The sequence below is a fragment of the Ectothiorhodospira marina genome, assembly GCF_900109495.1.
In the GTDB taxonomy this organism is placed as follows: domain Bacteria; phylum Pseudomonadota; class Gammaproteobacteria; order Ectothiorhodospirales; family Ectothiorhodospiraceae; genus Ectothiorhodospira; species Ectothiorhodospira marina.
The window spans coordinates 157984-181912 of sequence record NZ_FOAA01000004.1; the positions used below are offsets into that span (position 1 = coordinate 157984).

The 23929-nt window shown below is 63.9% G+C and carries 25 protein-coding genes; 21 read left to right on the forward strand and 4 right to left on the reverse strand.

Annotated elements, in window-relative coordinates; translation table 11 throughout:
* Positions 1 to 323: 323 nt before the first annotated feature.
* From BMY52_RS05535 to BMY52_RS05615, 17 genes are all read left to right on the forward strand, one after another.
* A complete protein-coding gene (locus BMY52_RS05535) occupies positions 324 to 1220 on the forward strand; it encodes a PfkB family carbohydrate kinase (RefSeq protein WP_090251932.1) in 897 nt (298 codons plus the stop codon).
* 592 nt (positions 1221 to 1812) lie between these two features.
* Complete coding sequence (gene mnmG / locus BMY52_RS05540) at positions 1813 to 3705, forward strand: tRNA uridine-5-carboxymethylaminomethyl(34) synthesis enzyme MnmG (protein WP_090251934.1); 1893 nt, start codon at positions 1813 to 1815, stop codon at positions 3703 to 3705.
* 43 nt (positions 3706 to 3748) lie between these two features.
* The gene (gene rsmG, locus BMY52_RS05545; RefSeq protein WP_090252080.1) at positions 3749 to 4363 is read left to right on the forward strand and encodes a 16S rRNA (guanine(527)-N(7))-methyltransferase RsmG; all 615 of its coding nucleotides are present in this window, start codon (positions 3749 to 3751) and stop codon (positions 4361 to 4363) included.
* Positions 4364 to 4366: 3 nt separating this feature from the next.
* Complete coding sequence (locus BMY52_RS05550; RefSeq protein ID WP_090251936.1) at positions 4367 to 5167, forward strand: ParA family protein; 801 nt, start codon at positions 4367 to 4369, stop codon at positions 5165 to 5167.
* Positions 5168 to 5253: 86 nt separating this feature from the next.
* The gene (locus tag BMY52_RS05555) at positions 5254 to 6117 is read left to right on the forward strand and encodes a ParB/RepB/Spo0J family partition protein (protein ID WP_090251939.1); all 864 of its coding nucleotides are present in this window, start codon (positions 5254 to 5256) and stop codon (positions 6115 to 6117) included.
* Positions 6118 to 6133: 16 nt separating this feature from the next.
* A complete protein-coding gene (locus BMY52_RS05560; protein WP_245740631.1) occupies positions 6134 to 6655 on the forward strand; it encodes an ATP synthase subunit I in 522 nt (173 codons plus the stop codon).
* 15 nt (positions 6656 to 6670) lie between these two features.
* The gene (atpB, locus tag BMY52_RS05565; RefSeq protein WP_090251944.1) at positions 6671 to 7444 is read left to right on the forward strand and encodes a F0F1 ATP synthase subunit A; all 774 of its coding nucleotides are present in this window, start codon (positions 6671 to 6673) and stop codon (positions 7442 to 7444) included.
* A 94-nt stretch (positions 7445 to 7538) separates the two neighbouring features.
* Positions 7539 to 7808 (forward strand): F0F1 ATP synthase subunit C, encoded by a 270-nt coding sequence (atpE, locus tag BMY52_RS05570; protein WP_025283074.1) that lies wholly within the window; start codon positions 7539 to 7541, stop codon positions 7806 to 7808.
* 60 nt (positions 7809 to 7868) lie between these two features.
* Positions 7869 to 8339: a F0F1 ATP synthase subunit B gene (locus BMY52_RS05575; protein ID WP_090251947.1), complete on the forward strand. Its 471-nt coding sequence runs from the start codon at positions 7869 to 7871 to the stop codon at positions 8337 to 8339.
* A gap of 10 nt (positions 8340 to 8349) precedes the next feature.
* Entirely contained in the window at positions 8350 to 8886 is a 537-nt protein-coding gene (locus tag BMY52_RS05580) for a F0F1 ATP synthase subunit delta (RefSeq protein WP_090251949.1), read from the forward strand.
* Positions 8887 to 8915: 29 nt separating this feature from the next.
* On the forward strand, positions 8916 to 10457 hold the full coding sequence (atpA, locus tag BMY52_RS05585; protein WP_090251952.1) for a F0F1 ATP synthase subunit alpha: 1542 nt from the start codon (positions 8916 to 8918) through the stop codon (positions 10455 to 10457).
* A gap of 14 nt (positions 10458 to 10471) precedes the next feature.
* Positions 10472 to 11332 (forward strand): F0F1 ATP synthase subunit gamma, encoded by an 861-nt coding sequence (atpG, locus tag BMY52_RS05590; RefSeq protein ID WP_090251956.1) that lies wholly within the window; start codon positions 10472 to 10474, stop codon positions 11330 to 11332.
* 42 nt (positions 11333 to 11374) lie between these two features.
* Positions 11375 to 12757, forward strand: a complete 1383-nt coding sequence (atpD, locus tag BMY52_RS05595) for a F0F1 ATP synthase subunit beta (RefSeq protein ID WP_090251958.1) — start codon at positions 11375 to 11377, stop codon at positions 12755 to 12757.
* Positions 12758 to 12769: 12 nt separating this feature from the next.
* On the forward strand, positions 12770 to 13198 hold the full coding sequence (locus tag BMY52_RS05600) for a F0F1 ATP synthase subunit epsilon (protein WP_090251961.1): 429 nt from the start codon (positions 12770 to 12772) through the stop codon (positions 13196 to 13198).
* Positions 13199 to 13378: 180 nt separating this feature from the next.
* Positions 13379 to 14752, forward strand: coding sequence for a bifunctional UDP-N-acetylglucosamine diphosphorylase/glucosamine-1-phosphate N-acetyltransferase GlmU (gene glmU, locus BMY52_RS05605; protein ID WP_090251964.1), 1374 nt, complete (start codon positions 13379 to 13381; stop codon positions 14750 to 14752).
* Between the two features lie 201 nt (positions 14753 to 14953).
* Positions 14954 to 16786, forward strand: coding sequence for a glutamine--fructose-6-phosphate transaminase (isomerizing) (gene glmS, locus BMY52_RS05610; RefSeq protein WP_090251967.1), 1833 nt, complete (start codon positions 14954 to 14956; stop codon positions 16784 to 16786).
* A gap of 185 nt (positions 16787 to 16971) precedes the next feature.
* On the forward strand, positions 16972 to 18153 hold the full coding sequence (locus tag BMY52_RS05615) for an MFS transporter (RefSeq protein WP_090251970.1): 1182 nt from the start codon (positions 16972 to 16974) through the stop codon (positions 18151 to 18153).
* 15 nt (positions 18154 to 18168) lie between these two features.
* Here BMY52_RS05615 and BMY52_RS05620 read toward each other — a convergent pair whose 3' ends face one another.
* The 4 genes from BMY52_RS05620 to BMY52_RS05635 form a co-directional block, all read right to left on the reverse strand.
* On the reverse strand, positions 18169 to 18720 hold the full coding sequence (locus tag BMY52_RS05620; protein WP_090251973.1) for a DJ-1 family glyoxalase III: 552 nt from the start codon (positions 18718 to 18720) through the stop codon (positions 18169 to 18171).
* On the reverse strand, positions 18660 to 19394 hold the full coding sequence (locus BMY52_RS05625; protein WP_177169859.1) for a divergent polysaccharide deacetylase family protein: 735 nt from the start codon (positions 19392 to 19394) through the stop codon (positions 18660 to 18662). The genes BMY52_RS05620 and BMY52_RS05625 overlap by 61 nt, the downstream gene beginning before the upstream one ends.
* A gap of 100 nt (positions 19395 to 19494) precedes the next feature.
* The gene (locus BMY52_RS05630; protein WP_090251979.1) at positions 19495 to 20796 is read right to left on the reverse strand and encodes a S41 family peptidase; all 1302 of its coding nucleotides are present in this window, start codon (positions 20794 to 20796) and stop codon (positions 19495 to 19497) included.
* Between the two features lie 96 nt (positions 20797 to 20892).
* Positions 20893 to 22083 carry a murein hydrolase activator EnvC family protein gene (locus tag BMY52_RS05635; RefSeq protein ID WP_090251981.1) on the reverse strand — a complete coding sequence of 397 codons (1191 nt, stop codon included), beginning with the start codon at positions 22081 to 22083 and terminating at the stop codon, positions 20893 to 20895.
* A 117-nt stretch (positions 22084 to 22200) separates the two neighbouring features.
* Between BMY52_RS05635 and BMY52_RS05640 the strand changes: the two genes are divergently transcribed.
* The 4 genes from BMY52_RS05640 to secB all read left to right on the forward strand — a co-directional run bounded on the left by BMY52_RS05640 (position 22201) and on the right by secB (position 23928).
* On the forward strand, positions 22201 to 22515 hold the full coding sequence (locus BMY52_RS05640) for an ArsR/SmtB family transcription factor (protein ID WP_090251984.1): 315 nt from the start codon (positions 22201 to 22203) through the stop codon (positions 22513 to 22515).
* 76 nt (positions 22516 to 22591) lie between these two features.
* On the forward strand, positions 22592 to 23020 hold the full coding sequence (locus tag BMY52_RS05645) for a rhodanese-like domain-containing protein (protein ID WP_090251985.1): 429 nt from the start codon (positions 22592 to 22594) through the stop codon (positions 23018 to 23020).
* Positions 23021 to 23047: 27 nt separating this feature from the next.
* Positions 23048 to 23326, forward strand: a complete 279-nt coding sequence (grxC, locus tag BMY52_RS05650) for a glutaredoxin 3 (RefSeq protein ID WP_238626448.1) — start codon at positions 23048 to 23050, stop codon at positions 23324 to 23326.
* Positions 23327 to 23406: 80 nt separating this feature from the next.
* Positions 23407 to 23928, forward strand: coding sequence for a protein-export chaperone SecB (gene secB, locus BMY52_RS05655; RefSeq protein ID WP_090251988.1), 522 nt, complete (start codon positions 23407 to 23409; stop codon positions 23926 to 23928).
* Position 23929: the final 1 nt, after the last annotated feature.

The following is a 23929-nucleotide window of genomic DNA, read 5'->3' on the forward strand; positions in this document are numbered from 1 at the left end:
GGGCGTATCCCAAACGGGGGTGGTTTCCTCCGCATTCCCCTGCCTTGCCCGATAGGCCCGTGGTGCCTGATCCTTATCGCCGGGTCGTTCGCGAACGACCCGTACGGGTGCAGAGGGGGCGTATCCCAAACGGGGGTGGTTTGCCTCCGCATCCCCCTGCCTTGCCCGATAGGCCCGTGGCGCCTGATCCTTTCGCCGGGGTCGTTCGCGAACGACCCGTACGGGTGCAGAGAGGGCGTAGCCCAAGCGGGGTTCCTTTACCCCCACACCCCCACCCTCTATCCTATCCCCACCCGCCTTCACCCGCCCACAGGCACCCCACCATGGCCCACATCCTCGGCATCGGCGTTGCCACGCTGGACATCATCAACATCGTCGACCACTACCCCGCGGAAGACGAAGAAATCCGCGCCCTCCAACAACGCGCCTGCCCCGGCGGCAACGCCGCCAACACCCTCCACGTCCTCAAACAACTGGGCCACCACTGCGACCTGGCCACCGTCCTGGCCGACGAACCCGACGGCGACCGCCTGCAAAGCCTCCTGGCCCAGCGCGGCATCGGCGTCGACACCTGCCAACGCCGCAGCGGCCGCACCCCCACCTCCTACATCACCCTCAACACCACCAACGGCTCCCGCACCATCATCCACCACCGCGACCTGCCAGAACTGGACGCCCGCCACGTCGCCGGCCTATCCCTGGACCGCTACGACTGGGTCCACCTCCAGGCACGCGAGACCCACGCCACCAGCCGCATACTGCAAACCCTGCGCAGCCGCCAGCCCACCCACCGCCCCATCTCCCTGGAAGTGGAAAAAGACCGCGACGGCATCGACATGCTCTTCGGCCAACCCGACGTCATCGTCTTCTCCCGCCCCTTCGTCCTCGGCCGCGGCTACGACGAACCCGAAGCCTTCCTGCGCGGTATCCACAAGCGCGTACCCGGGGCCATCCTCATCTGCACCTGGGGCGATCAAGGCTCCTGGGCCTGGGCCAGCCGCGACGGCCTCTACCACGCCCCCGCCTGCCCACCCCCCGAAGTCATCGACACCCTGGGCGCCGGCGACACCTACAACGCCGGCCTCATCCATACCTTCGCCAACGGCGGCACCGTCCCCGAGGCCCTCGCCAATGCCACCCGCCTGGCCGGCCACAAGGTAGGCCAACGGGGCCTCGACGGCCTGGACATCCGCATCCTGCAAAGCGAAGGCGACAACTGAGACCCGACACGCATACCAACCCGGATGCATCACGGTGGTGAGTCATCCCCGATGACGAAAGTGACAAGCCCCTCTCCCCAAGGGGAGAGGGGTTGGGGTGAGGGGAAAGGGCCGGCACCGTGCCTGTTTCACCCCCTCATCCCCGACCCTTCTCCCCCGAGGGGGAGAAGGGAGGGTTTGTAGCTGAACCAGGGTTCTTTCACATCAAGGCCGGCGATCACCTGCGGAGGACACATTCAGCGCGAAGCCACGAATGCATCCAAGCCCCTTTGGGGAGGGGAAGCCTGTGCGCGGGTGTGCGCCGCATGGAAGCGGCGCCCAAGCCTACAGGGAGGTATTCACGGCGTCCCGCGGACAGGCTTACCCGCCCCAAAGGGGTTCCCTCCAATGCCAAGCCCAGGGAGCGGTACTCACCCATGGCAACCGACGCTGACACCCTGCCCATCTCTCCCAGAGGGGTTTCTCCCGATGCCAAGCCAGGGGGCGGTGCCAAAAGATACCAACCGATGCCCAAGCAACCCTCTCACGATCCCCCTGCAACCCGTCCCTTAACCGGTTAAACTACTGAGATATTCCAACCCCGGCCCACACCATGCACTACCAGGCTCACTACGACGTCATCGTCGTCGGCGGCGGACATGCCGGGACCGAGGCGGCCCTGGCGGCCGCGCGCATGGGCTGCAACACCCTGCTGCTCACCCACAACATCGACACCATCGGCCAGATGAGCTGCAATCCCGCCATCGGCGGCATCGGCAAAGGCCATTTGGTCAAGGAAATCGACGCCCTGGGCGGCCTCATGGCCCGGGCCGCCGACCGGGGCGGCATCCAGTTCCGCACCCTCAACAGCCGCAAGGGCCCCGCCGTGCGCGCCACCCGGGCTCAGGCCGACCGCAGCCTCTACAAGGCCGCCGTGCGCCATGCCGTGGAGAACCAGCCCCACCTGCAACTCTTCCAGCAGGCCGTGGATGACCTCATCATCGAAGGCGAACGCGTCACCGGCGTCATCACCCAGGCCGGCCTGCACTTCATGGCCCCCGCCGTCGTGCTCACCGTGGGCACCTTCCTGGCTGGCCGCATCCACGTGGGCGAGGCCAACCACGCAGGAGGCCGCGCCGGCGACCCCCCAGCCATCCGCCTGGCCGAACGCCTCCGGGAACTGGCACCGCGGGTGGGTCGCCTCAAGACCGGCACCCCGCCACGCCTGGACGCCCGCAGCATCGACTTCGACCGGGTCAGCGAACAGCCTGGCGACAGCCCCACGCCCGTGTTCTCCTATATGGGGAGTGTCGCCGAGCACCCGCGCCAGATCAGCTGCCACATCAGCTGGACCACACCACGCACCCTGGAGATCATCCGCGAGAACCTGCACCGTTCCCCCTTGTACAGCGGTCTGATCGAGGGCGTCGGCCCACGCTACTGCCCGTCCATCGAGGACAAGGTCGTCCGCTTCGCCGACAAGGAACGCCACCAGATCTTCATCGAGCCCGAAGGCCTGGACACCCACGAGATCTATCCCAATGGCATCTCCACCAGCCTGCCGTTCGATGTGCAGGTCCAGGTGGTGCGCTCCATCGAAGGCTTCGAGCAGGCCCATATCACCCGGCCTGGCTATGCCATCGAATATGACTTCTTCGATCCCCGCGACCTCAAGCCGAGCCTGGAAACCCGGGCCGTGCCGGGGCTGTTCTTCGCGGGCCAGATCAACGGCACCACCGGCTACGAAGAGGCCGGAGCCCAGGGGCTGGTGGCCGGTATCAACGCCGCCCGGCGCGTGCAGGACCAGGACGCCTGGTGCCCGCGCCGGGACGAGGCCTACATCGGCGTGATGATCGACGACCTCATCACCCGCGGTACCGGCGAGCCCTATCGCATGTTCACCAGTCGCGCCGAGTACCGGCTCACCCTGCGTGAGGACAACGCCGATCTGCGACTCACCCCGGCGGGGCGTGAGCTGGGCGTGGTGGACGACGCACGCTGGGCAGCCTTCACCGCCAAGCGTGAGGCCATCGAGCGGGAAACTGCCCGGCTGGACAGTGTGATGCTCAAGCCTGGACGCGTGCCCGAGGACCAGGCACGGGCCCTGTTCGATGGGCCACTGACCCGGGACTGCTCACTGCTGGAGCTTTTGCGCCGTCCCGGCGTTGGCTACGCCGAACTCACCGCCCTGCCGGATGCCGGGCCGCCGGTGGCTGACCCGCGGGTGGCCGAGCAGGTGGAGATCCAGGTCAAATACGCCGGCTATATCCAGCGCCAGAAGGACGACGTGGAACGCGCCCGTCGCCTGGAGGATGCCGGTTTGCCTGATCACCTGGACTACCACGCCGTGGCCGGTCTGTCCCATGAAGTACGCCAGAAACTGGCCGAACACCGTCCAGCCACCGTGGGGCAGGCGTCGCGTATCCCCGGTGTGACGCCGGCGGCCGTCTCCCTGCTGCTGGTGCATCTGAAGAAACAATCCATGAGTCTCAAGCGCAGTGCCTGATTCCACCCACCTGTCCGATGCCCCTCATCCCTTTCCGCCCCACGTGGGTGAGCGCCTGGCCCGGGGACTGGGCCAGCTGGGGCTCAACGCCGAACTGAAGGCGCCGCTGCTGGCCTACGTCTCCCTGCTCTCCCGCTGGAATAAGGCCTACAACCTCACCGCCGTGCGCGATCCTCGGGACATGGTCAATGTCCACCTGCTGGATTCGCTGGCCGCACTGCCCCATGTGCGGGGTCCGCGTATCCTGGATGTAGGGACCGGGCCGGGTCTGCCGGGCATCCCCCTGGCCCTGGCCAGGCCCGAGTGGCAGTTTGTGCTGCTGGACTCAGGGATCAAGAAGACCCGGTTTCTGCGTCAGGTGGCCATGGAGTTGGGTCTCGAGAACGTTGAAGTGGTCCATGCCCGGGTGGAAAACTACCGTATGGAGCAGGGCTTTGATACAGTCATCAGCCGCGCATTCTCCGCCACCGGCACATTCACGCGTGTGGCCGGCCACCTGTGCGGCCCCAGCGGGCAGTTGCTCGCCATGAAGGGCCGTGACGCCGACAACGACCCCGAAGGGCTGCCTGCCGGCTGGTCCGTGGTGGCGACCCATTCGCTCCGGGTGCCCGGCCTATCCGCCGTGCGCCACCTGGTCGAAATCACAAAGGATTCCTGAGACATGGTCAGAATCATCGCCGTGGCCAACCAGAAGGGTGGAGTCGGCAAGACCACCACCAGCATTAACCTGGCCGCCTCCCTGGCGGCTGCCCGGCGGCGCGTGCTCCTGATCGACCTGGACCCGCAGGGCAACGCCACCATGGGCAGTGGTGCCGACAAGTACGACCTGGAACACAGCGCCTGTGACGTACTCATGAAGCGCACCACGGCCGCCGACACCATTATGAAAATGGAGGCCGTGGGTTACAGTCTGATGCCCGCCAACAGCGACCTCACTGTGGCCGAGGTGAACCTGATGACTGCCCTGCGCCGGGAATACCGTCTGCAGGAGGCGCTGGCTGGTGTCCAGGAAGACTACGACTTCATCATCATCGATTGTCCGCCCGCACTGAACATGCTGACCGTCAATGCCCTGGTGGCGGCCCATGGGGTCATCATCCCCATGCAGTGCGAGTATTACGCCCTGGAGGGGCTCTCGGCGCTGGTGCAGACCATCGACAGCATCCGTGAGTCGGTCAATCATGAATTGCAGATTCACGGTTTGTTGCGCACCATGTTCGATCCGCGCAACAACCTGTCCACCGAGGTGAGCGAACAGCTCACCCAGCACTTCGGGGAGCGGGTCTATCGCACTGTGATTCCGCGCAATATCCGTCTGGCGGAAGCCCCCAGCCATGGGCTGCCGGTCATCCTGTATGATAAGTCTTCCCGCGGTGCTCTGGCCTACCTGGCCCTGGCCGGCGAGATCCTGCGTCGCGAAGGCCGGGCCACGACCCCTGAGAATGTCCCGGGCGTGGCCTGAGTCCATTCGCCGACCGCGACTGGGTTGCCCGTCCCGCGGCGCGCCCCATCCGCTTTGCAGCCCCTTACTTTCGGGTAAACAGCATCATGGCAAGAAGAAAATCGGGACTGGGTCGCGGCCTGGACGTGTTGCTTTCCAGCGCCAGCCAGGCCGGACATGAACGGGATGACCCTTCCGATCTGCGGCAGGTGCCGGTGGAGCAGATTCGCCGTGGGCGCTATCAGCCTCGTGTGAACATCCAGCCGGAGGCGCTGGAGGAGTTGGCCAGCTCCATCCGTGCCCAGGGCATGGTGCAGCCGGTGGTCATTCGGCCGGTGGGGGAGGGGTTTGAACTGGTGGCCGGTGAGCGTCGCTGGCGGGCCGCGCAGATGGTGGGTCTGCACGAGATCCCCGCCGTGGTGCGCGATGTGCCCGACCGGGCCGCCGCGGCCATGGCGCTGATCGAGAATATCCAGCGGGAAGACCTCAATCCCCTGGAAGAGGCCAATGCACTGCATCGTCTTATCGAGGAGTTCGGCCTCACGCACCAGCAGGCGGCAGACTCCGTAGGGCGTTCCCGCACCAGTGTCACCAACCTGCTGCGCCTGCAGGAACTGGAGGATCCGGTCAAGACCCTGGTGGATGAGGGGCGTCTGGAGATGGGGCACGCCCGGGCGCTGCTCTCCCTGATGGGGTCGGTGCAGGTGGACGCCGCACGCCGCGTGGCCGATAAGGGGCTGTCCGTGCGCGAGACCGAGCGTCTGGTGCAGTCCCTGCTCAATGCGCAGGAAAAGCCCCCCGAGACCGCCAACCCCCCGCGCAACCCGGACGTGGAGCGCCTGGAATCCGAGCTTTCCGACCGCCTCGGGGCGCGGGTGAACATCCAGTACAACACCCGCGGGCGGGGCAAGCTCGTCATCCAGTACAATAGCCTGGATGAGCTGGATGGCATCCTTGGCCACATCAATTAGTGGGTCATCAAACCTCGTGTTTGTCAATTCCAGCGTTGACCACCCGTTAGCGGACTCTTATAATGCCGCGCTGCTGTCATCGGTGCAGCGGTCTTCCGGAGCGCCGAAAAAACAAGGTGAAGCACCGATCGACGACATGACCCAACACCCGCTCGCCCAGGCAAGACTCTGGAACCGGGCGACCAAGTTCATCCTTGGCCTGCAATTGCTGGTCGCGGCCCTGGGTTACCTGGGGGGATACTTGGCAGGCGGGCCGGAGACGGCGTGGGCGGCCCTGATGGGTGGCTTGATCAGTTTCATCTCGACAGCGTATTTTGCGTTCCGCGTCTTTTCTGGCCGCAGGGGGCGGCCGGCGAAAACCATCGTAAGAAGTTTCTATGTCGGGGAGACCCAGAAAATCTTCCTGACTGTGGCCCTGTTTGTGGTCGCAATCGTGTGGCTGGAGGTTGAGTTCCTGCCCATGTTTCTGACTTACATGGCCGGACTCATGGCCTTTTGGCTGGCCCTGCTGCCGGTGATGTCCGGCGCAAACGAGTAAAAGCGAGCGAACACCATGTCAATGGAATACGAGTCTGCTGGAGACTACATCAAACACCACCTGAGTCATTTGACTCTGGGCAACCCGGAATCGTTCTGGTCCATCCATCTGGATACCATGTTCTTCTCCCTGGCCATGGGTGGTTTGTTCCTCTTCATCTTCATGCAAGCCGCCAAATATGTCACTCAGGGCGTGCCGGGCAACCTGCAGAATCTCGTGGAGATCATCGTAGGCTTCGTGGATCAACAGGTGAAGGACACCTTCCATGGTCGCAGCAATCTGATCGCGCCGCTGGCGCTGACCCTGTTCGTGTGGATCTTCCTCATGAACCTGCTCAAGCTGCTCCCCTATGATCTGATCCCCTATCTGGCCCATTCGGTGGGGATCGAGTACATGCGCATCAACCCCACCTCGGACATCAATGCCACCTTCGGCATGTCCCTGGCAGTGTTCGGTCTGATCATCTTCTACAGCATCCACATCAAGGGGGGTGCCGGTTTCGCCAAGGAAATGCTCCTTCACCCCTTCGGCAAATGGCTGATGCCCTTCAATCTGGTCCTCAAGGTGGTGGAAGAGATCGCCAAGCCGGTCTCGCTCTCACTGCGACTCTTCGGCAATATGTATGCCGGTGGCCTGATCTTCACCCTGATCGCCCTGCTGCCCTGGTACATCCAGTGGTCGCTGGGGTTACCCTGGTCGCTGTTCAAGTTGCTGATCATCACCTTGCAGGCGTTCATCTTCATGGTGCTCACCATCGTGTACCTGAGCATGGCCCACGAAGATCATTGACGAACGGCATCCCGGTCGCCGTTGGCGGCCCGGGATGGATTCACCCCAAGCTGTTCTTTGTAACCTTTGACTTTTCAACTTTCTGGAGGAAGTTATGGAACTCGCCATCGCTAACGTTCAGGGCATGACCGCCATTGCTGTCGGCCTGATTCTGGGTCTGGGCGCTCTTGGTACCGCCATCGGCTTCGGCCTGCTGGGCGGCCGTTTCCTGGAAGGCGCCGCGCGTCAGCCCGAGATGGTCCCCATGCTGCAGGTGAAGATGTTCATTGTTGCTGGTCTGCTTGACGCCGTGACCATGATCGGTGTGGGTCTGGCCCTGTTCTTCACCTTTGCTAACCCCTTCCTGGGCGCGGTGACCGGTTAAGGCGCGGATGCATTCCCGCGCAGTTCACCCGATACAACCGTCTCTAGGGGAGGTAGCAACGTGAATATCAATCTCACGCTGCTCGGTCAGATGATCACCTTCGCCCTGTTGGTGTGGGTCACCATGAAGTATGTGTGGCCCCCCATCATCAAGGCGATGAAAGAGCGTCAGAAAGAGATCGCCGATGGCCTGGCGGCCGCCGAGCGGGGCAAGCATGAACAGCAGCTTGCCGAAGAGAAGGCCAAGAAGGTCCTTCAGGAAGCCAAGCAGCAGGCCGCGGAGATCGTCGCCACGGCTCAGAAGCGCGCCAACGAAATCGTTGAATCCTCCAAGGATACCGCTCGCCAGGAAGCCGACCGTATCAAGGCATCCGCTCAGTCCGAGATCGAGCAGGAAGTCAACCGTGCCCGCGAGGAACTGCGCAAGCAGGTGGGGACGTTGGCGGTCAACGGTGCCGAGCGAATCCTGAAGAAGGAAGTCGACGCCAAAGCTCACAATCAGGTGATCAAAGACCTGGTGAGCCAGATCTAGGTGAGCCGCCATGTCTGAACAAACCACGGCCGCAAGGCCCTACGCCAAGGCGGCGTTCGAGGTCGCAAAGGACGCCGGCAATCTGGCCGGTTGGTCCGATCAACTCGCTTTCATGTCCGCAGTCGCCAGCGACGCGAGGATGGACGAGTTTCTCGATAGCCCCAAAGTCACCCGCGAGACGATGGCCAAGGCCTTCCTCGAGACCTGCGAAGGCAAGGTGGATGATGGTGGACGCAACTTCATTCGCCTGTTGGCGGATAATGACAGGTTGCCGCTACTGCCCGAGATCGCCCGGCTCTTCGAGGGCATGAAGGCGGAAGCTGAACGCAAGGTGGAAGCCACGGTGTTCTCCGCGCAGGACGTGGACGCGGATCAGAAGAAAGCGATCGCCGACGCGCTCAAAAAGCGCCTCGGCCTGGACGTGGATCTGATCTGCAAGGTGGACGACAGCCTCATCGGCGGCGCCATCATCCGCGCGGGAGACCTGGTCATCGATGGCTCGGTCCGAGGGCGTCTAACGCGCCTGGCCAGTAGTCTGAGCCGCTAAGAGGATTCGAGCTAAGAGGATTTCGAACTATGCAACTCAACCCATCTGAAATCAGTGAACTGATCAGCCAGCGTATCAAAAGCTACGAATCGGCGGCCGAGGCACGCACCGAGGGCACCGTGGTCAGTCTGTCCGATGGTATCTGCCGACTGCACGGTCTGGACGATGTCATGCAGGGCGAAATGATCGAATTCCCCGGTGATACCTATGGGCTGGCGCTCAACCTGGAGCGTGATTCCGTCGGCGCCGTGATCCTGGGTGATTACAAGCACATCACGGAAGGCGATACCGCCAAGTGCACCGGTCGCATCCTGGAAGTGCCCGTGGGCGAGGCCCTGCTGGGCCGTGTGGTCAACTCCCTGGGCATGCCGATCGATGGCAAGGGCGCCATCGACTCCGATGGGACCGCTCCCATCGAGAAAATCGCCCCGGGCGTGATCGAGCGTCAGTCCGTGGATCAGCCGGTGCAGACCGGTCTGAAGGCTGTGGACGCCATGGTGCCGATCGGTCGTGGTCAGCGTGAGCTGATCATCGGCGACCGCCAGACCGGCAAGACCGCCGTGGCCGTGGACGCCATCATCAACCAGAAGGGCACCGGCATTAAGTGTGTCTACGTGGCCGTGGGGCAGAAGGCCTCTTCCATTGCCAGCGTGGTACGCAAGCTGGAAGAGCATGGTGCGCTGGAACACACCATCATCGTTGCCGCGACCGCCTCCGAATCCGCTGCCATGCAGTACATCGCCCCCTATGCCGGTTGCGCCATGGGTGAGTACTTCCGTGACCGCGGTCAGGACGCCCTGATCATCTATGACGACCTCACCAAGCAGGCCTGGGCCTATCGCCAGGTTTCCCTGTTGCTGCGTCGTCCGCCGGGTCGTGAAGCCTATCCTGGTGATGTCTTCTACCTGCATTCCCGTCTGCTGGAGCGCGCTTCCCGCGTGAATGCCGACTACGTGGAGAAATTCACCAATGGCAAGGTAAAGGGCCAGACCGGCTCGCTGACCGCCCTGCCCATCATCGAGACACAGGCCGGTGACGTGTCCGCCTTCGTGCCCACCAACGTGATCTCCATCACCGACGGTCAGATCTTCCTGGAAACCGACCTGTTCAACTCGGGTATCCGTCCGGCCATCAATGCCGGTCTGTCGGTGTCTCGTGTGGGTGGTGCGGCCCAGACCAAGATCATCAAGAAGCTCGGTGGTGGTGTGCGTCTGGCCCTGGCTCAGTATCGCGAATTGGCAGCCTTCTCCCAGTTTGCTTCCGACCTGGACGAGGCCACCCGCAAGCAGCTGGAACGTGGCCAGCGCGTCATGGAACTCATGAAGCAGAAGCAGTACGCGCCGCTTTCCATCGGGGAAATGGCCTTCTCGCTGTTTGCCGCCGAAGAGGGTTACCTGGACGACGTGGAAGAGAAGAAGGTCGTGGATTTTGAACACGCCCTGCACGATTACCTGCGCTCGAGCCAGAAGGAACTGCTGGACAAGATCAACGAGACGGGTGATTTCGGCGACGAGATCAAGGCCGGCATGAAGTCCGCCCTTGATGACTTCAAGGCAAATCACAGCTGGTAATCGGGGGCTGACTTATGGCAGGCGCAAAAGAGATCCGCGGCCAGATCAAGAGTATCAAGAATACTCAGAAGATCACCAAAGCCATGGAAATGGTGGCCGCCAGCAAGATGCGCAAGGCGCAGGATCGCATGCTGGAAACCCGCCCCTACGCGGAAAAGATCCGGCAGGTGATCGGTCATGTGGCCATGGCCAACGCGGAATACCGGCACCCGTATCTGGAAGAACGGGACGTCAAGCGGGTGGGCATCATCGTGGTGTCCACCGACCGGGGGCTGTGCGGTGGTCTGAACATGAATCTGTTCAAAAAGACCGTGCAGAACATGCGCGAGTGGCAGGAACAGGGCGTGGAGATCGATTTGTGCCTGATCGGCAGCAAGGCCCTCGGGTTCTTCCGCCGCATGGGTGGCAATGTGGTGGCCAATACGGCCAATCTGGGCGATAAGCCTCGACTCAATGACCTGATCGGCACCATCAAGGTGATGCTGGAGGCCTATGACGAGGGGCGTATCGACCGGCTGTTGCTGGTGGAAAACGAGTTCGTCAACACCATGAGCCAGACGCCCAAGGTGACGACCCTGTTACCGATCGAGCCCACTGGCGAGGATCAGCTCAAGCACCACTGGGACTACATCTACGAGCCGGACACCGTGCCCGTGCTGGACACCCTGCTGACCCGCTACATCGAGTCGGTGATCTATCAGGCGGTGGTCGAGAACGTCGCGTGCGAGATGGCTGCCCGGATGGTGGCGATGAAATCCGCCTCCGACAACGCCGGGGACCTCATCGATGAACTGCAGCTGGTCTACAACAAGGCCCGTCAGGCGGCCATCACCCAGGAGATCTCCGAGATCGTCGGCGGCGCCGCCGCGGTCTAGGCCGACCCCGGTTCAAGATTCGAAGACTAGAGGATTATCAACATGAGTGCTGGAAACATCGTTGAAATTATCGGCGCGGTGGTGGACGTAGAGTTCCCCCGTGATGCCGTGCCCAAGATCTACGATGCCCTCATGGTGGAAGAGGTCGGCCTCACCCTGGAAGTTCAGCAGCAGCTGGGTGACGGTGTGGTGCGGACCATCGCCATGGGTTCTTCCGACGGCCTGCGCCGTGGGATCAAGGTGTCCAACAATGGCAAGCCCATCTCCGTCCCTGTGGGCAAGGCCACGCTGGGTCGCATCATGGACGTGCTGGGCAAGCCGGTGGACAACGCCGGCGACGTGAAGGCCGAGGAGACCTGGTCCATCCACCGTCCGGCTCCCAGCTACGAGGAGCAGGCGGGCTCCACCGAACTGCTGGAGACCGGCATCAAGGTGATTGACCTGCTGTGCCCGTTCGCCAAGGGCGGTAAGGTGGGTCTGTTCGGTGGTGCCGGCGTGGGCAAGACCGTGAACATGATGGAACTGATCCGCAACATCGCCATCGAGCACTCCGGTTACTCCGTGTTTGCGGGTGTGGGGGAGCGTACCCGTGAGGGCAACGACTTTTACCACGAGATGAAGGACTCCAACGTGCTGGACAAGGTGGCCTTGGTCTATGGCCAGATGAACGAGCCCCCGGGTAACCGTCTGCGCGTGGCCCTGACCGGCCTGACCATGGCGGAATACTTCCGCGACGAAGGCCGCGACGTGCTGATGTTCATCGACAACATCTACCGTTACACCCTGGCCGGTACCGAGGTATCCGCACTGCTGGGCCGTATGCCCTCCGCAGTGGGCTACCAGCCCACCCTGGCCGAGGAAATGGGTGTGCTGCAGGAACGCATCACCTCCACCAAGAAGGGTTCGATCACCTCCATCCAGGCCGTGTACGTGCCCGCGGATGACTTGACCGACCCCTCTCCGGCCACCACCTTTGCTCACCTGGATGCCACGGTGGTGCTGTCCCGTCAGATTGCCGAGCTGGGCATCTACCCGGCTGTGGATCCCCTGGATTCCACGTCCCGTCAGTTGGACCCGCTGATCATCGGTCAGGAGCACTACGACACGGCCCGCGCCGTGCAGAATACCCTGCAGCGCTATAAGGAGCTCAAGGACATCATCGCGATCCTTGGGATGGACGAACTGTCCGAGGATGACAAGCTGGCTGTGTCCCGTGCGCGTAAGATCCAGCGCTTCCTGTCCCAGCCCTTCTTCGTGGCGGAAGTGTTCACCGGTGCCCCCGGCAAGTACGTGTCTCTCAAGGACACGATCAACGGCTTCCAGGCCATCGTCGACGGCGAGTACGATCACCTGCCCGAGCAGGCTTTCTACATGGTGGGGAGTATTGACGAGGCCGCTGAAAAGGCGGAGAAGCTCAACAAGTAAGCGGGAGCAACCATGTCCATGACGTTTCACGTCGATATTGTGAGCGCGGAGGAGTCTATCTACTCCGGTACAGCTCACATGCTGGTGGCACCGGCAGAGCATGGCGAGGTAGGGATCATGCCGCGTCACTCCCAGTACATCTCGCTGCTCAAGCCGGGCGAGATCCGGGTGAGGGTGTCGGACTCCGGTGAGGAGCACAACATCTTCATCTCCGGTGGTCTGCTGGAAGTGCAGCCCCATGTAGTGACCGTGCTGGCGGATACCGCCATCCGGGCCAAGGATCTGGACGAGGCCGAGGCCCTGGAAGCGAAGCAGCGCGCCGAGGATGCCCTGGCCAACAGCAGGGCGGATTTCGACTACGCCAAGGCCCAGTCGGAACTCATCGAGGCGGCTGCCCGCCTGCGCATGATCCAGAAGCTGCGCAACAGCAGTAACAGGTAGTCAGGCCGAACGGGGAGAGATTCCTGTTCGAGACAAGGGCCCCTCGCCTTCGGGAGAGGGGCCTTTTGTCGTTCTGCGCCAGTCGTGGTACCTGGCTCCGGGGCGCCGTCGGTTCCCTCGCCGCGCTCCATTCCGGTAGACTTTCCCCTTCATTGGAACATAGATCGGGAAGGCCCCCAGGTGAGCACCCCAACCACTGTCATCATCCTCGCCGCCGGCCAGGGAACGCGCATGCGCTCCGCCTTGCCCAAGGTCCTGCATCCCCTGGGCGGGCAACCTCTGCTGGCCCATGTCATCCAGACCGCACAGACACTGTCACCTGATCGGATCATTGTCGTCCACGGACATGGCGGCGATCAGGTCCGCGCGGCCTTGTCCCAGGCCCCGGTCATGTGGGTAGAGCAGACCGAGCAACTGGGTACAGGCCACGCCGTCACTCAGGCATTGCCTGAGGCCGGACCCGACGACCGCGTCCTGGTGCTGTATGGAGATGTGCCCCTGGTGGGCAAAGAGAGCCTGGAGCGCCTGCTGCAGGCCCTGGATGACCATGATCTGTCCGTGCAGACCATGATGCTGGAGGATCCCACTGGCTACGGTCGCATCCTGCGCGATCCAAAGGGACAACCGCAACGCATCGTGGAACAGAAGGATGCGTCCACCGAAGAACGGGCCATTCGCGAGGTGAACACCGGCTTCATGGCCGCCCATCGGCGCCATCTGGAAGACTGGCTGGGGCGCGTGGACCGTAACAATGCCCAGGGCGAGTATTACCTCACCGACTGCATCGCGCTGGCCGCCGGGGATGGTGCCCGTGTGGCTGCGGTGGTAGCCGATGATCCCGAACAGTTCCAGGGTGTCAACGACCGGGTTCAACTGGCGGCTTTGGAGCGTGCCTATCAGCGTCGCCAGGCGGAAATCCTGATGCGTGCTGGCGTCTCGGTGCGTGATCCGGCGCGTCTGGATATCCGTGGTGCTGTCACCGCCGGGCAGGACGTCACCCTGGACGTGAACGTGATCCTGGAAGGCGATGTCACTCTAGGGGAGGGCGTTTCGGTGGGTGCCCATTGCGTGCTGCGCAACGTCAGCGTGGGACCGGGCACGATCATCCAGCCCCATTGCATCCTGGAGGACGCCACCATCGGCGCCGATGCCCGAATCGGGCCCTTTGCCCGCATCCGGCCCGGTACGGAACTGGCCGCTGGGGTGCACGTGGGCAACTTTGTCGAGATCAAGAAGAGCCGGGTGGGTGAAGGCTCCAAGGTGAATCACCTGAGCTACCTGGGCGACAGCCAGGTAGGCCGAGGTGTGAACGTGGGCGCCGGGACCATCACCTGTAACTATGATGGTGCCAACAAGCACCTCACCGTGATCGGCGATGGGGCCTTCATCGGCTCCAACACGGCCCTGGTGGCCCCGGTCACGGTAGGGGAGGGTGCCACCATCGGTGCCGGTTCCACCATCAACGCCGATGCCCCGGCAGGGCAACTCACGCTGACCCGCGCGCCGCTGGAAACCCGCGCGGACTGGCAGCGACCGACGAAGAAAGGCGGTTGAGGGACGTGGGGTGCCATACGGGCCCTCACCCCAACCCCTCTCCCGCTGGCGGGAGAGGGGCTCAATACTCTTCTACCCCAGGGCACAGGGGCTACAGCTCCCTTCTCCCCTCGGGGGAGAAGGGCCGGGGATGAGGGGCGCGGCGGGCACGAAGCCCCGGCCCAGATACTCGCCCTCATGACATAAACAGAAGGATTCACCATGTGCGGAATCATCGGCGCCATCGCCCAACGTGACGTCCAACCCATCCTCATCGAAGGCCTCAGGCGCCTGGAGTACCGGGGCTACGACTCCGCTGGCATGGTCATCATGGACGCTCAGGGTCGCCTGCAACGGGAACGCTCCGTGGGCAAGGTGGAAGCCCTGGCGCAGCGAGTGGCCGGCAGCGGCCTGACCGGTACCCTGGGCATCGCACACACCCGCTGGGCGACCCATGGTGGCCCCACCGAGCGCAATGCCCACCCCCACCTGAGTGGTGAACGCATTGCCGTGGTCCACAACGGGATCATCGAGAACTACCAGGCCCTTCGGGACGATCTCAAGGCTCGGGGCTTTGAATTCACCTCCGACACCGACACCGAAGTCATCGCCCACCAGATCATGGACTACTGCCAGCAGGGTCATGATCTTCTGGAGGCGGTGCGGCGGGCCACGGCGCATTTCAGTGGCGCCTACGCCCTGGGTGTCATGAGCCGGGACGAGCCCGGTCGCCTGATCGCCGTGCGCGAGGGCAGCCCCCTGATCATCGGGCTGGGCATCGGTGAGCATTTCATCGCCTCGGACATCCAGGCCATGCTGCCGGTCACGCAGCGCTTCGTGTACCTGGAGAACGGCGACATCGCCGAACTGCGTCGCGACGGCTATCGGGTCCTGGACGCACAGGGCCATACGGTGGAGCGGCCGGTGACCGAGAGTTCGCTCACCGCCGGCGCTGCCGATCGCGGCCGCTTCCGCCATTTCATGCTCAAGGAGATCCACGAGCAGCCCCGCGCCGTGGCCGAGACCCTGGAGGGCCGCCTGGCCCCCGACGGGGTGCTGGAAGGCATCATGGGGCCCGGCTCCGAGGAGATCCTGGCGCGGGTGAAGTCGGTGCAGATCCTGGCCTGTGGCACCAGCTACCATGCCGGCCTGGTGGCGAGTTACTGGATCGAGGGCCTGCTGGGGTTGCCCTGCCGGGTGGAGGTGGCCAGCGAGTTCCGTTACCGGCGCCATGCCGTGCTCCCCGACTGCCTGCTGGTGACCATCTCCCAGTCCGGCGAGACCGCCGATTCCCTCGCCGCCCTGCGCCAGGCCAGTGAAGATGACTATCTGGGCTCTCTGGCCATCTGCAACGTGCCGGAGAGCTCCCTGGTGCGGGAATCCGACATGGTGCTCATGACCCATGCCGGCCCCGAGATCGGCGTGGCCTCCACCAAGGCCTTCACCACCCAGCTAGTGGCCCTGTTCCTGCTCGTCCTCTCCCTGGGCCGTCATCACGGCCTGGCCCCGGCACGCGCCCAGTCCTTCGTGGAGCAACTGCGCGCCCTGCCCGCCGCCCTGGAAAAGGTGCTGGCCCTGGATACGCCCATCGAGCGCCTGGCCATGGGCCTGGCCGACAAGCACCATGCCCTGTTCCTGGGTCGTGGCTGCCATTACCCCATTGCCCTGGAAGGCGCCCTCAAGCTCAAGGAGATCTCCTACATCCACGCCGAGGCCTACCCCGCCGGGGAACTCAAGCACGGCCCCCTGGCCCTGGTGGACGCCGACATGCCCGTGGTGGTGGTGGCCCCCAACAATCACCTGCTGGAAAAGCTCAAGTCCAACCTGGAAGAGGTCCGTGCCCGCGGCGGACACCTGATGGTCTTCACCGACGATGTGGCCGCCCTGGGCAGCGACGACTCCATCCAGAGCCTGGCCGTCCCCCCCGTGGACGACTGGCTCTCCGCCATCATCCACACCGTGCCCCTGCAACTGCTCTCCTACCACACCGCCATCCTCAAGGGCACCGATGTGGATCAGCCGCGCAACCTGGCCAAGTCGGTGACGGTGGAGTAGGGGCATTCCGATCCCCGAAGGTATTGTCGTAGGGGCGCTTCGAGAAGCGCCCCGTCGGCGCAGCGAAGACCTCCCAGCCTCCCGGCACACCGGGCGGGCCGTTCCCGAACGGCCCGTACGCGTGTATGGGCCGCTGCCATGGTCATAGGGCACAGGTTCAGCACAGGAGAGAAGGAGCCTGCATCATGATCCCGCCAGTGGCCGCCCTCATCCGCCGCCATCCGGTCCCCGTGGTGGTCCTGGCCCAGCTGTTCGGGACGTCGCTGTGGTTCAGCATCAATGGTGTCTGGCTGTCCATGTCCGAGGAGCTGGGGCTGTCGGATGCGGATCTGGGGTATCTCACCCTCACGGTGCAGGCCGGGTTCATTGTGGGCACGCTCACCCTGGCCGCCACCGGCCTGGCGGACCGGTTCCGGGCGAGCCACATCTTTGCCGTGGCCAGCCTCTGCGGCGCCCTGGTGAATGCCGGTTTTCTGCTGGTGGCGACCCAGCCTTATCTGGATGTCCTGGTGCGTTTCCTCACCGGGCTGTGCCTGGCGGGCATCTATCCGCTGGGGATGAAGCTGGTCATTTCCTGGGTGCCTCAGTACGCCGGGGCGGCGTTGTCCTGGCTGGTGGGGATGTTGACCCTGGGCACGGCCCTGCCGCACCTGATGCGTGGCGCCACCCTGGGACTGCCGTGGGAGTGGACCTTGCTGGCGGCATCCGGGCTGGCGCTGCTGGGGGGGCTGTTGATCCTCACCCTGGGCGATGGCCCGCATCTTCCCAAGGCCGGGGGCAGGACGTCCCTGCGCCATGGGTTGTCGGGCCTGAAGCTGCCGCATTTTCGCGCCGTGGCCGGGGGCTATTTCGGCCATTGCTGGGAGCTGTATGCCTTCTGGATGCTGGTGCCGCTGCTGGTGGGGCGGGAGGTCGCCCGGCTGGAGGCGCCGGCGGCCTGGATCCCCTGGCTGGCCTTTGCGGTCATTGCCGTGGGCTTCCTGGGCTGCGTATGGGGGGGGCGGTTCAGCCGGCGTCTTGGCAGTGAGTGGGTGGCCCGTCGCGCCTTGGCGGTTTCGGGCGCCCTCTGCCTCGCCTACCCGCTGCTGGCCTGGGCCCCCGCCGGCGTGCTGCTGATCCTGCTGGCCCTGTGGGGTGTCACCGTGATTGCCGACTCTCCCCAGTTTTCTGCCCTGGCGGCGGCCCATGCGCCCCGGGAACTGGTGGGGTCGTCGCTTGCGGTGATGAACGCCATCGGTTTCGCCCTGACCGTGCCGGCCATCTGGCTTACCAGCCTGCTGTGGGAGATGCAGGGCACCTGGGTGATGCTGTGGCTGCTGCCGGGGCCGCTTCTGGGGCTGTGGGCGATGCGGGGGCTGCACCGGTGACAACGTGTCGGCCTGTCAGGGTCGGCACAGGGGGCCCTCCACCTCCCGGCGCTTATCGGTGCCAGCCAGCAGTTCGATCAGGGTCAGGGCGAAGTCCATGGCGGTGCCCGGGCCCTGGGAGGTGGCGATATTACCGTCCACCTCCACCGGCTGCCCGGTGAATCGGGTCTCCGGCAGGTCCAGGGTCTTCACCACCGCGGGGTGGCCGGTGGCGGTGCGACCCTTGAGCAGGCCGGCGCTGCCGAGCACCTTGGGCGCGGCGCAGATGGCGCCGATGAATCGCCCTTCCTCCTGCATGCTGTGCAAGAGGGCATGGATGCGGGGATCAGCATCAAGGCGGTTGGCCCCGGCCAGGCCGCCGGGTAGGACAACCAGATCGAAGGGGTCATCCAGAACCTCGTCCAGGAGCACATCGGGTTTGAGGACCACCCCTCGGGAGCAGGTGACGGGACCCGGTTCCAAGCCGGCGACCACCACCTGGAAGTCGGCGCGGCGCAGCAGGTCGATCAGCGTGACGGCTTCGAGTTCCTCGCTGCCGTGGGCGATGGGGATAAGGATGCGTGCCATTGTTTCACCTCCTGCTTGCGTGTGAGGTAATCGCTGACGGTGACCAGGCGGATACCCTGGGCCTCCAGTTCGGGCAGCATGGCCTCCAGCACCTCCAGCGTTGCGGGGTAGGGATGTCCGATGCCCAGTGCATAGCCCCGCAGGCGTGCCAGCTGGCTCAGCCGTTTCACCTGCTTGCGCACGAAATCCGCGTCGTGGGGTTTTGCGTCCAGGAAGACATCCCGCTGGGTGCTGGGCAGGCCGGCCCAGGTGGACACATGCCGCACCAGAGTCTGTGCATGGGTGCGGCTGTCCACGAAATAGAGTGCTGGATCGGTATGGCTGACTTCTGCCATCACCCAGGCCAGATGATGCGCCTCGCGGGAGAGGCGACTGCCCATGTGATTGTTCACGCCGCGGACGTATGGGACGCTGGCCAGTGCCTCGCGGACCGTGTCCCGGGTCTCGTACTCGGTCATGTGTCGCAGGATGGCCCCGGGGCCGGGGTCGTGCCCATTGTCGGCTTCCATGGGCAGGTGCAGCATGACTTCATGGCCTCGTTGATGGGCCCAGAGAGCGGCGTTGTGCGCCTGAGGGGTATGAGGCAGTACCGCCACGGTGAGGGGGCCGGGAAGCGCAACGGTGCGTCGCGCCTCCCGCGGGTCATTGCCAAGGTCATCAATGACGATCGCCACCACGGGCCACGGATCCGCGTCCGCAGTTGCTCCGGTGGCGGCTCCCGTCAGGGCCCAGAATAGAAGACCCCAGAGGCTGGCTCGCCCCAGGCCTGGCACCTCAGCGACGCGCCTGGAGCAGATCCAGCCCCTTGAGCATGTTCAGGGCCTCATAGAGCTGGTAGTCCCGCTGCGCCAGGGATTCCAGCGTCTCTTCACCTTCCTCGTCGTCGGCTTTCTCGTTCTCTCCCGCGAGGTGACGACTCAGTTGGGCCTCCGTGATCGGGCGGATGCCGGGTTCACCGGATTCGGCCAGGGTGATCTGTTCCAGCTTGATGTCCGGTTCGATGCCATCGGCCTGGATGGAGCGGCCCGCCGGGGTGTAGTAGCGTGCGGTGGTCAGCTTGAGTGCCTCGCCCTTGTCCAGAGGCAGGATGGTCTGCACCGAGCCCTTGCCGAAGGTGGAGGAACCCATGATGATGGCCCGCTCATGGTCCTGCAGGGCCCCGGCGACGATCTCCGATGCCGATGCCGAGCCGGCGTTCACCAGCACCACCAGGGGCGCGCCATTGAGCACGTCTCCCGGGGAGGCGGTGTAGCGGAACTCAGAGTCCTTCACACGGCCTTCGGTGTAAACGATCAGGCCGTCGTTGAGAAAGGCATCCGACACGCCCACGGCGCCGTTGAGAATGCCCCCCGGGTTATTGCGCAGGTCCAGCACCAGGCCCTTGAGGCCGCCGCTTTCCTTCTGCAACGCACGGGCCTCTTCCACCAGCATCTGTGCGGTGCGTGACTGGAAGGTGGTCACCCGCAGGTAGCCGAAGCCTGGCTCCAGCATTTCACTACGCACACTCTGCACGCGAACCGTGTCCCGTGTGATCTCCACCTCGAAGGGGGCCTCACGGCCCTCACGAACCACGGTCAGGGTGATGTCACTGCCCTTGGGGCCACGCATCTTGCTCACGGCCTCGTTGAGGGTCATGCCCTTCACCGGCGTGTCGTCCAGGCGGATGATCAGGTCGCCCGCGCGCATGCCGGCGCGACTGGCCGGCGTGTCGTCGATGGGGGAGATGACCTTGACGAAGCCATCTTCCATACCCACTTCCAGCCCCAAACCGCCGAATTCGCCCTGGGTGCCAATCTGCAGTTCCGAGAACTCATCGGAATTGAGGAAGGTGGAATGGGGGTCCAGGCCGGAGAGCATGCCCCGGATGGCGTTCTCCAGCAGGTCCGAGTCTTCCACTTCGTCCACGTAGTTGCGCTTGATGCGCATGTATACGTCCGTGAAGGCCCGCAGGTCCTCAAGGGGAACAGCTTGTGAGGATTCCTGTCTGTCGGCGACCACGCCGAAAGAGATGCTGAGCATCACGCCCAGGATCATGCCCATCAGCAGGCCTGCGCCCACGCGGGTTTGGGTTTTCATATACTTTTACTCCACTACTGTCCCGTCGTGCGGGGAATCCGCGGGATACTGTGACAGGGCCTCAATAGGCCAGACGGTTTTGGCTGGCATGCGCCATTAACGAGAGCCTACCATTCGCTGGTTAGAGTCGCACCATCGGGCGGGGTTCACGGGCTGGCCCTCGTGGCGGATCTCGAAGTACACCCCCGGTGTCTGATCGGCGCCGCTGTCCCCGGCATGGGCGATGGTGTCACCTTGTCGTACCCAATCTCCCGGGGATTTGAGCAGGCTCTCGTTGTGACCATACAGGGTCATGTAGCCATCACCGTGATCCACGATCAGTAGCATGCCGAAGCCCCGCATCCAGTCGGCAAACGCCACCCGGCCGTGATGGATGGCCCTCACTGGATCGCCTCGCTCCGCGGTGATCACCAGGCCACGCCAGCGTTGCCCGGTGTCGCTGGCGCGGGTTGTGCCGAAACCATGCCGGATCTCGCCGGGCACGGGGTAGGGCAGTTGACCGCGATGATCGGCGAAGGCCTCATCCATGAGCGATTCGTCCGGGATGTCGCTCAATGCGGCATCCAGGGATTCAATGAGGTCTTCAAGGGCCTGTTGATCGCTTTCCAGTTGGGTGAGGGTCTGGCCAGCGGCGTCGATGTCCGCCTGTAGTGCAGCCAGGGCCCCGGCCCGTTCCTCCCGACGCCTCTCCAGTTCATTTTGCAGGCGCTGCCGGGCGGACCGTTGCCGGGCCTGGTCCACCCTGACCTCGTCAAGGGCCTGTCGGGTGCGCGCCAGGTCGGCCAGGGCCTCCCGGGCTTCCCGGATGCGTTCGCTGCGCGCCGCGTTGAAGTGGCGATAGTAAGTGAGCATTCGCTCCAGTCGCGCCGGGTCTTCCTGATTGAGGATCAGCTTGAGTTGATCCTGCTGACCGGCCTGATAGGCGTGACGCAATTGCAGGGCGAGGCCTTCGCGGTGCGCCTCCAGGCGCGCCTCCTCCTTCCGGGCGCGGGCCTCCAGGGTGCGCAGACGTGAACGGGTTTTCTCCAGATCGGCCTCGCTTTGGGTCAGGTCCCGGGACGTTCGACTGACCGCGCGCTCGGTCTCGCGCAGTTGCGCTTCCAGCGTGCCTCGTTTGCCCCGGGCCTTCTCCAGTTCATCCCGAACCTGCTCAATTTCCTGCTGCACTTCCTGAAGGCGCTCGCGGGCCTGCTCCCAGTCCGTCCCGTCGGCGCTGGCCGCCGGGGACAGTGCCAGCAGGGCGGTGAACGTGATCGCCCTGAACAGGCCTTCTGACCGGTCACCCATTGAAATATTTTTGATAAAGATCATAATTGGATTAACCACTACTAATATACGAGATGTCCGATGCCACCGGTTCCATTCGCTAACAGTGCTGCTGAGCCCGTCAACAGGGTTGGGTCCATGCCATCCGATCCGTCTGAATTGATGGACAAGGAGGAGGATATCGAGCGTGCCTCGCGTTCGCTCAAGGCCATGGCGCACCCGCTGCGTCTCAAGATCCTCTGTGTGCTAGGGGACCGCGAGGTGAGTGTGCAGGAGATCGTGGACCATGTGGGCACTTCCCAGAGCAATATCTCCCAGCACCTGGCGATCCTGAGGGATAAGGGTATTCTCTCCGCCCGCAAGGACGCCAATCGGGTGTATTACCGGGTGGGCGATGGCCGCACCCTGCGCCTGATCGGGATGATGCAGGATGTGTTCTGCCGGTCCGTCTGAGTCCCCTGGCTTGCCCGCCGGGCCCCGAGGGGGCAGAATGCGGACCTCCCAATGATTGACCCAGCCCGAGCGATTCATGGACCAGTATCTGGAGTTTGTTGCCAACCACCCCCTGCTGTTCGGCCTGCTGGCCGCCGTGATCGGTGCCATTGGCTACACTGAGTTCTCCCGCCTGACCCGAAAGTTTCAGGTCATGGGGCCACAGCAGGCGGTGCGCGCCATGAATCAGGACGACTCCCTGGTCCTGGATGTGCGAGAAGAGGCGGAGGCCCGCAAGAATGGCAAGATCACCGGTGCCCGCCATATCCCGCTCACCAAACTCAAGGATCGCTTGAGCGAGATCGACAAGCACAAGGACAAGACCGTGATTGTCTACTGCGAGAGTGGCAGCCGCTCCGGCCAGGCCTGCAACACGCTGGTGAAGAATGGCTTCGATAAGGTCATCGATCTGCGTGGCGGCGTGCTGGGCTGGCAATCCGAAGGTCTGCCGCTGAGCAAGCGCTAAGCCCGATCGACCGTTGAGAGTCCCCCGTTGACTGAATCCTCCCTCCGTAAGCCGGTTCCCGTGATCATGTACGGCACCGGCTGGTGCGCCTTCTGCATGATGGCCCGACGCCTGCTGCGCGGCAAGGGTGTGGAGATTCAGGAAATACGCATCGATGATGATCCGGCACAGCGCCGCGTCATGGAAGAGCGTTCCGGGCGGCATACGGTTCCGCAGGTCTTCGCCGGCGAGGATCACCTTGGGGGGTATACCGATCTGGTGGAGCTGGAACAGCGGGGCGAGCTGGACGAACGCCTCGGCCTGTAGACCCAGCTCTGCCACCGTTGCACCCCGGGGGGCCGCACCCTATCATGCCCCCCGAATAGTCACTTGCCCGCGGAGTTATCATGTCGGAAAACCAGTCACCGAATGCAGGCGCCGACGGCGCCGCCCAGGATCAACCGCAGCAGGAGTTCGGGCTGCAGAAGATCTACACCAAGGACATCTCCTTTGAAGCGCCAGGTACGCCGGGTGTGTTTACCCGTGAGTGGAAGCCGGAAACCAATGTCCAACTGAATTCCCAGGCGCGCGCCCTGGACGAAAAGGGCGTGCATGAGGTGGAACTGACCCTGACGGTAACCACCAAGTCCCAGGGTGAGACCGCCTACCTGGTGGAGGTCAAGCAGGCCGGTGTGTTCATGGTCCGGGGAATTCCCGAGGAACAGAAGGGACCGCTGCTCTCTTCCTACTGCCCCAACATCCTTTTCCCCTTTGCCCGCGAAGTGATTTCCGATCTGGTCACCCGCGGCGGTTTCCCCCAGCTGCTGCTGGCGCCGGTGAATTTCGATGCCCTTTATGCTCAGAAGATGCGCGGTCAACAGCCGGCCACTGAGGGGCGCAAGAATGGCGACGCGGGTATCATCACGTAGA

What these genes read in the sequence shown, in the direction of transcription:
- atpD (WP_090251958.1), top strand. Translation starts at nt 11,375, where the DNA reads ATGAGTGCTGGAAACATCGTTGAAATTATCGGCGCGGTGGTGGACGTA.
- BMY52_RS05630 (WP_090251979.1), bottom strand. Translation starts at nt 20,796, where the DNA reads ATGAAAACCCAAACCCGCGTGGGCGCAGGCCTGCTGATGGGCATGATC.
- BMY52_RS05535 (WP_090251932.1), top strand. Translation starts at nt 324, where the DNA reads ATGGCCCACATCCTCGGCATCGGCGTTGCCACGCTGGACATCATCAAC.
- BMY52_RS05580 (WP_090251949.1), top strand. Translation starts at nt 8,350, where the DNA reads ATGTCTGAACAAACCACGGCCGCAAGGCCCTACGCCAAGGCGGCGTTC.
- BMY52_RS05620 (WP_090251973.1), bottom strand. Translation starts at nt 18,720, where the DNA reads ATGGCACGCATCCTTATCCCCATCGCCCACGGCAGCGAGGAACTCGAA.
- BMY52_RS05600 (WP_090251961.1), top strand. Translation starts at nt 12,770, where the DNA reads ATGTCCATGACGTTTCACGTCGATATTGTGAGCGCGGAGGAGTCTATC.
- BMY52_RS05645 (WP_090251985.1), top strand. Translation starts at nt 22,592, where the DNA reads ATGGACCAGTATCTGGAGTTTGTTGCCAACCACCCCCTGCTGTTCGGC.
- BMY52_RS05550 (WP_090251936.1), top strand. Translation starts at nt 4,367, where the DNA reads ATGGTCAGAATCATCGCCGTGGCCAACCAGAAGGGTGGAGTCGGCAAG.
- BMY52_RS05635 (WP_090251981.1), bottom strand. Translation starts at nt 22,083, where the DNA reads ATGGGTGACCGGTCAGAAGGCCTGTTCAGGGCGATCACGTTCACCGCC.
- BMY52_RS05615 (WP_090251970.1), top strand. Translation starts at nt 16,972, where the DNA reads ATGATCCCGCCAGTGGCCGCCCTCATCCGCCGCCATCCGGTCCCCGTG.
- atpG (WP_090251956.1), top strand. Translation starts at nt 10,472, where the DNA reads ATGGCAGGCGCAAAAGAGATCCGCGGCCAGATCAAGAGTATCAAGAAT.
- glmS (WP_090251967.1), top strand. Translation starts at nt 14,954, where the DNA reads ATGTGCGGAATCATCGGCGCCATCGCCCAACGTGACGTCCAACCCATC.
- BMY52_RS05640 (WP_090251984.1), top strand. Translation starts at nt 22,201, where the DNA reads ATGCCATCCGATCCGTCTGAATTGATGGACAAGGAGGAGGATATCGAG.
- atpB (WP_090251944.1), top strand. Translation starts at nt 6,671, where the DNA reads ATGTCAATGGAATACGAGTCTGCTGGAGACTACATCAAACACCACCTG.
- BMY52_RS05555 (WP_090251939.1), top strand. Translation starts at nt 5,254, where the DNA reads ATGGCAAGAAGAAAATCGGGACTGGGTCGCGGCCTGGACGTGTTGCTT.
- atpE (WP_025283074.1), top strand. Translation starts at nt 7,539, where the DNA reads ATGGAACTCGCCATCGCTAACGTTCAGGGCATGACCGCCATTGCTGTC.
- mnmG (WP_090251934.1), top strand. Translation starts at nt 1,813, where the DNA reads ATGCACTACCAGGCTCACTACGACGTCATCGTCGTCGGCGGCGGACAT.
- atpA (WP_090251952.1), top strand. Translation starts at nt 8,916, where the DNA reads ATGCAACTCAACCCATCTGAAATCAGTGAACTGATCAGCCAGCGTATC.
- secB (WP_090251988.1), top strand. Translation starts at nt 23,407, where the DNA reads ATGTCGGAAAACCAGTCACCGAATGCAGGCGCCGACGGCGCCGCCCAG.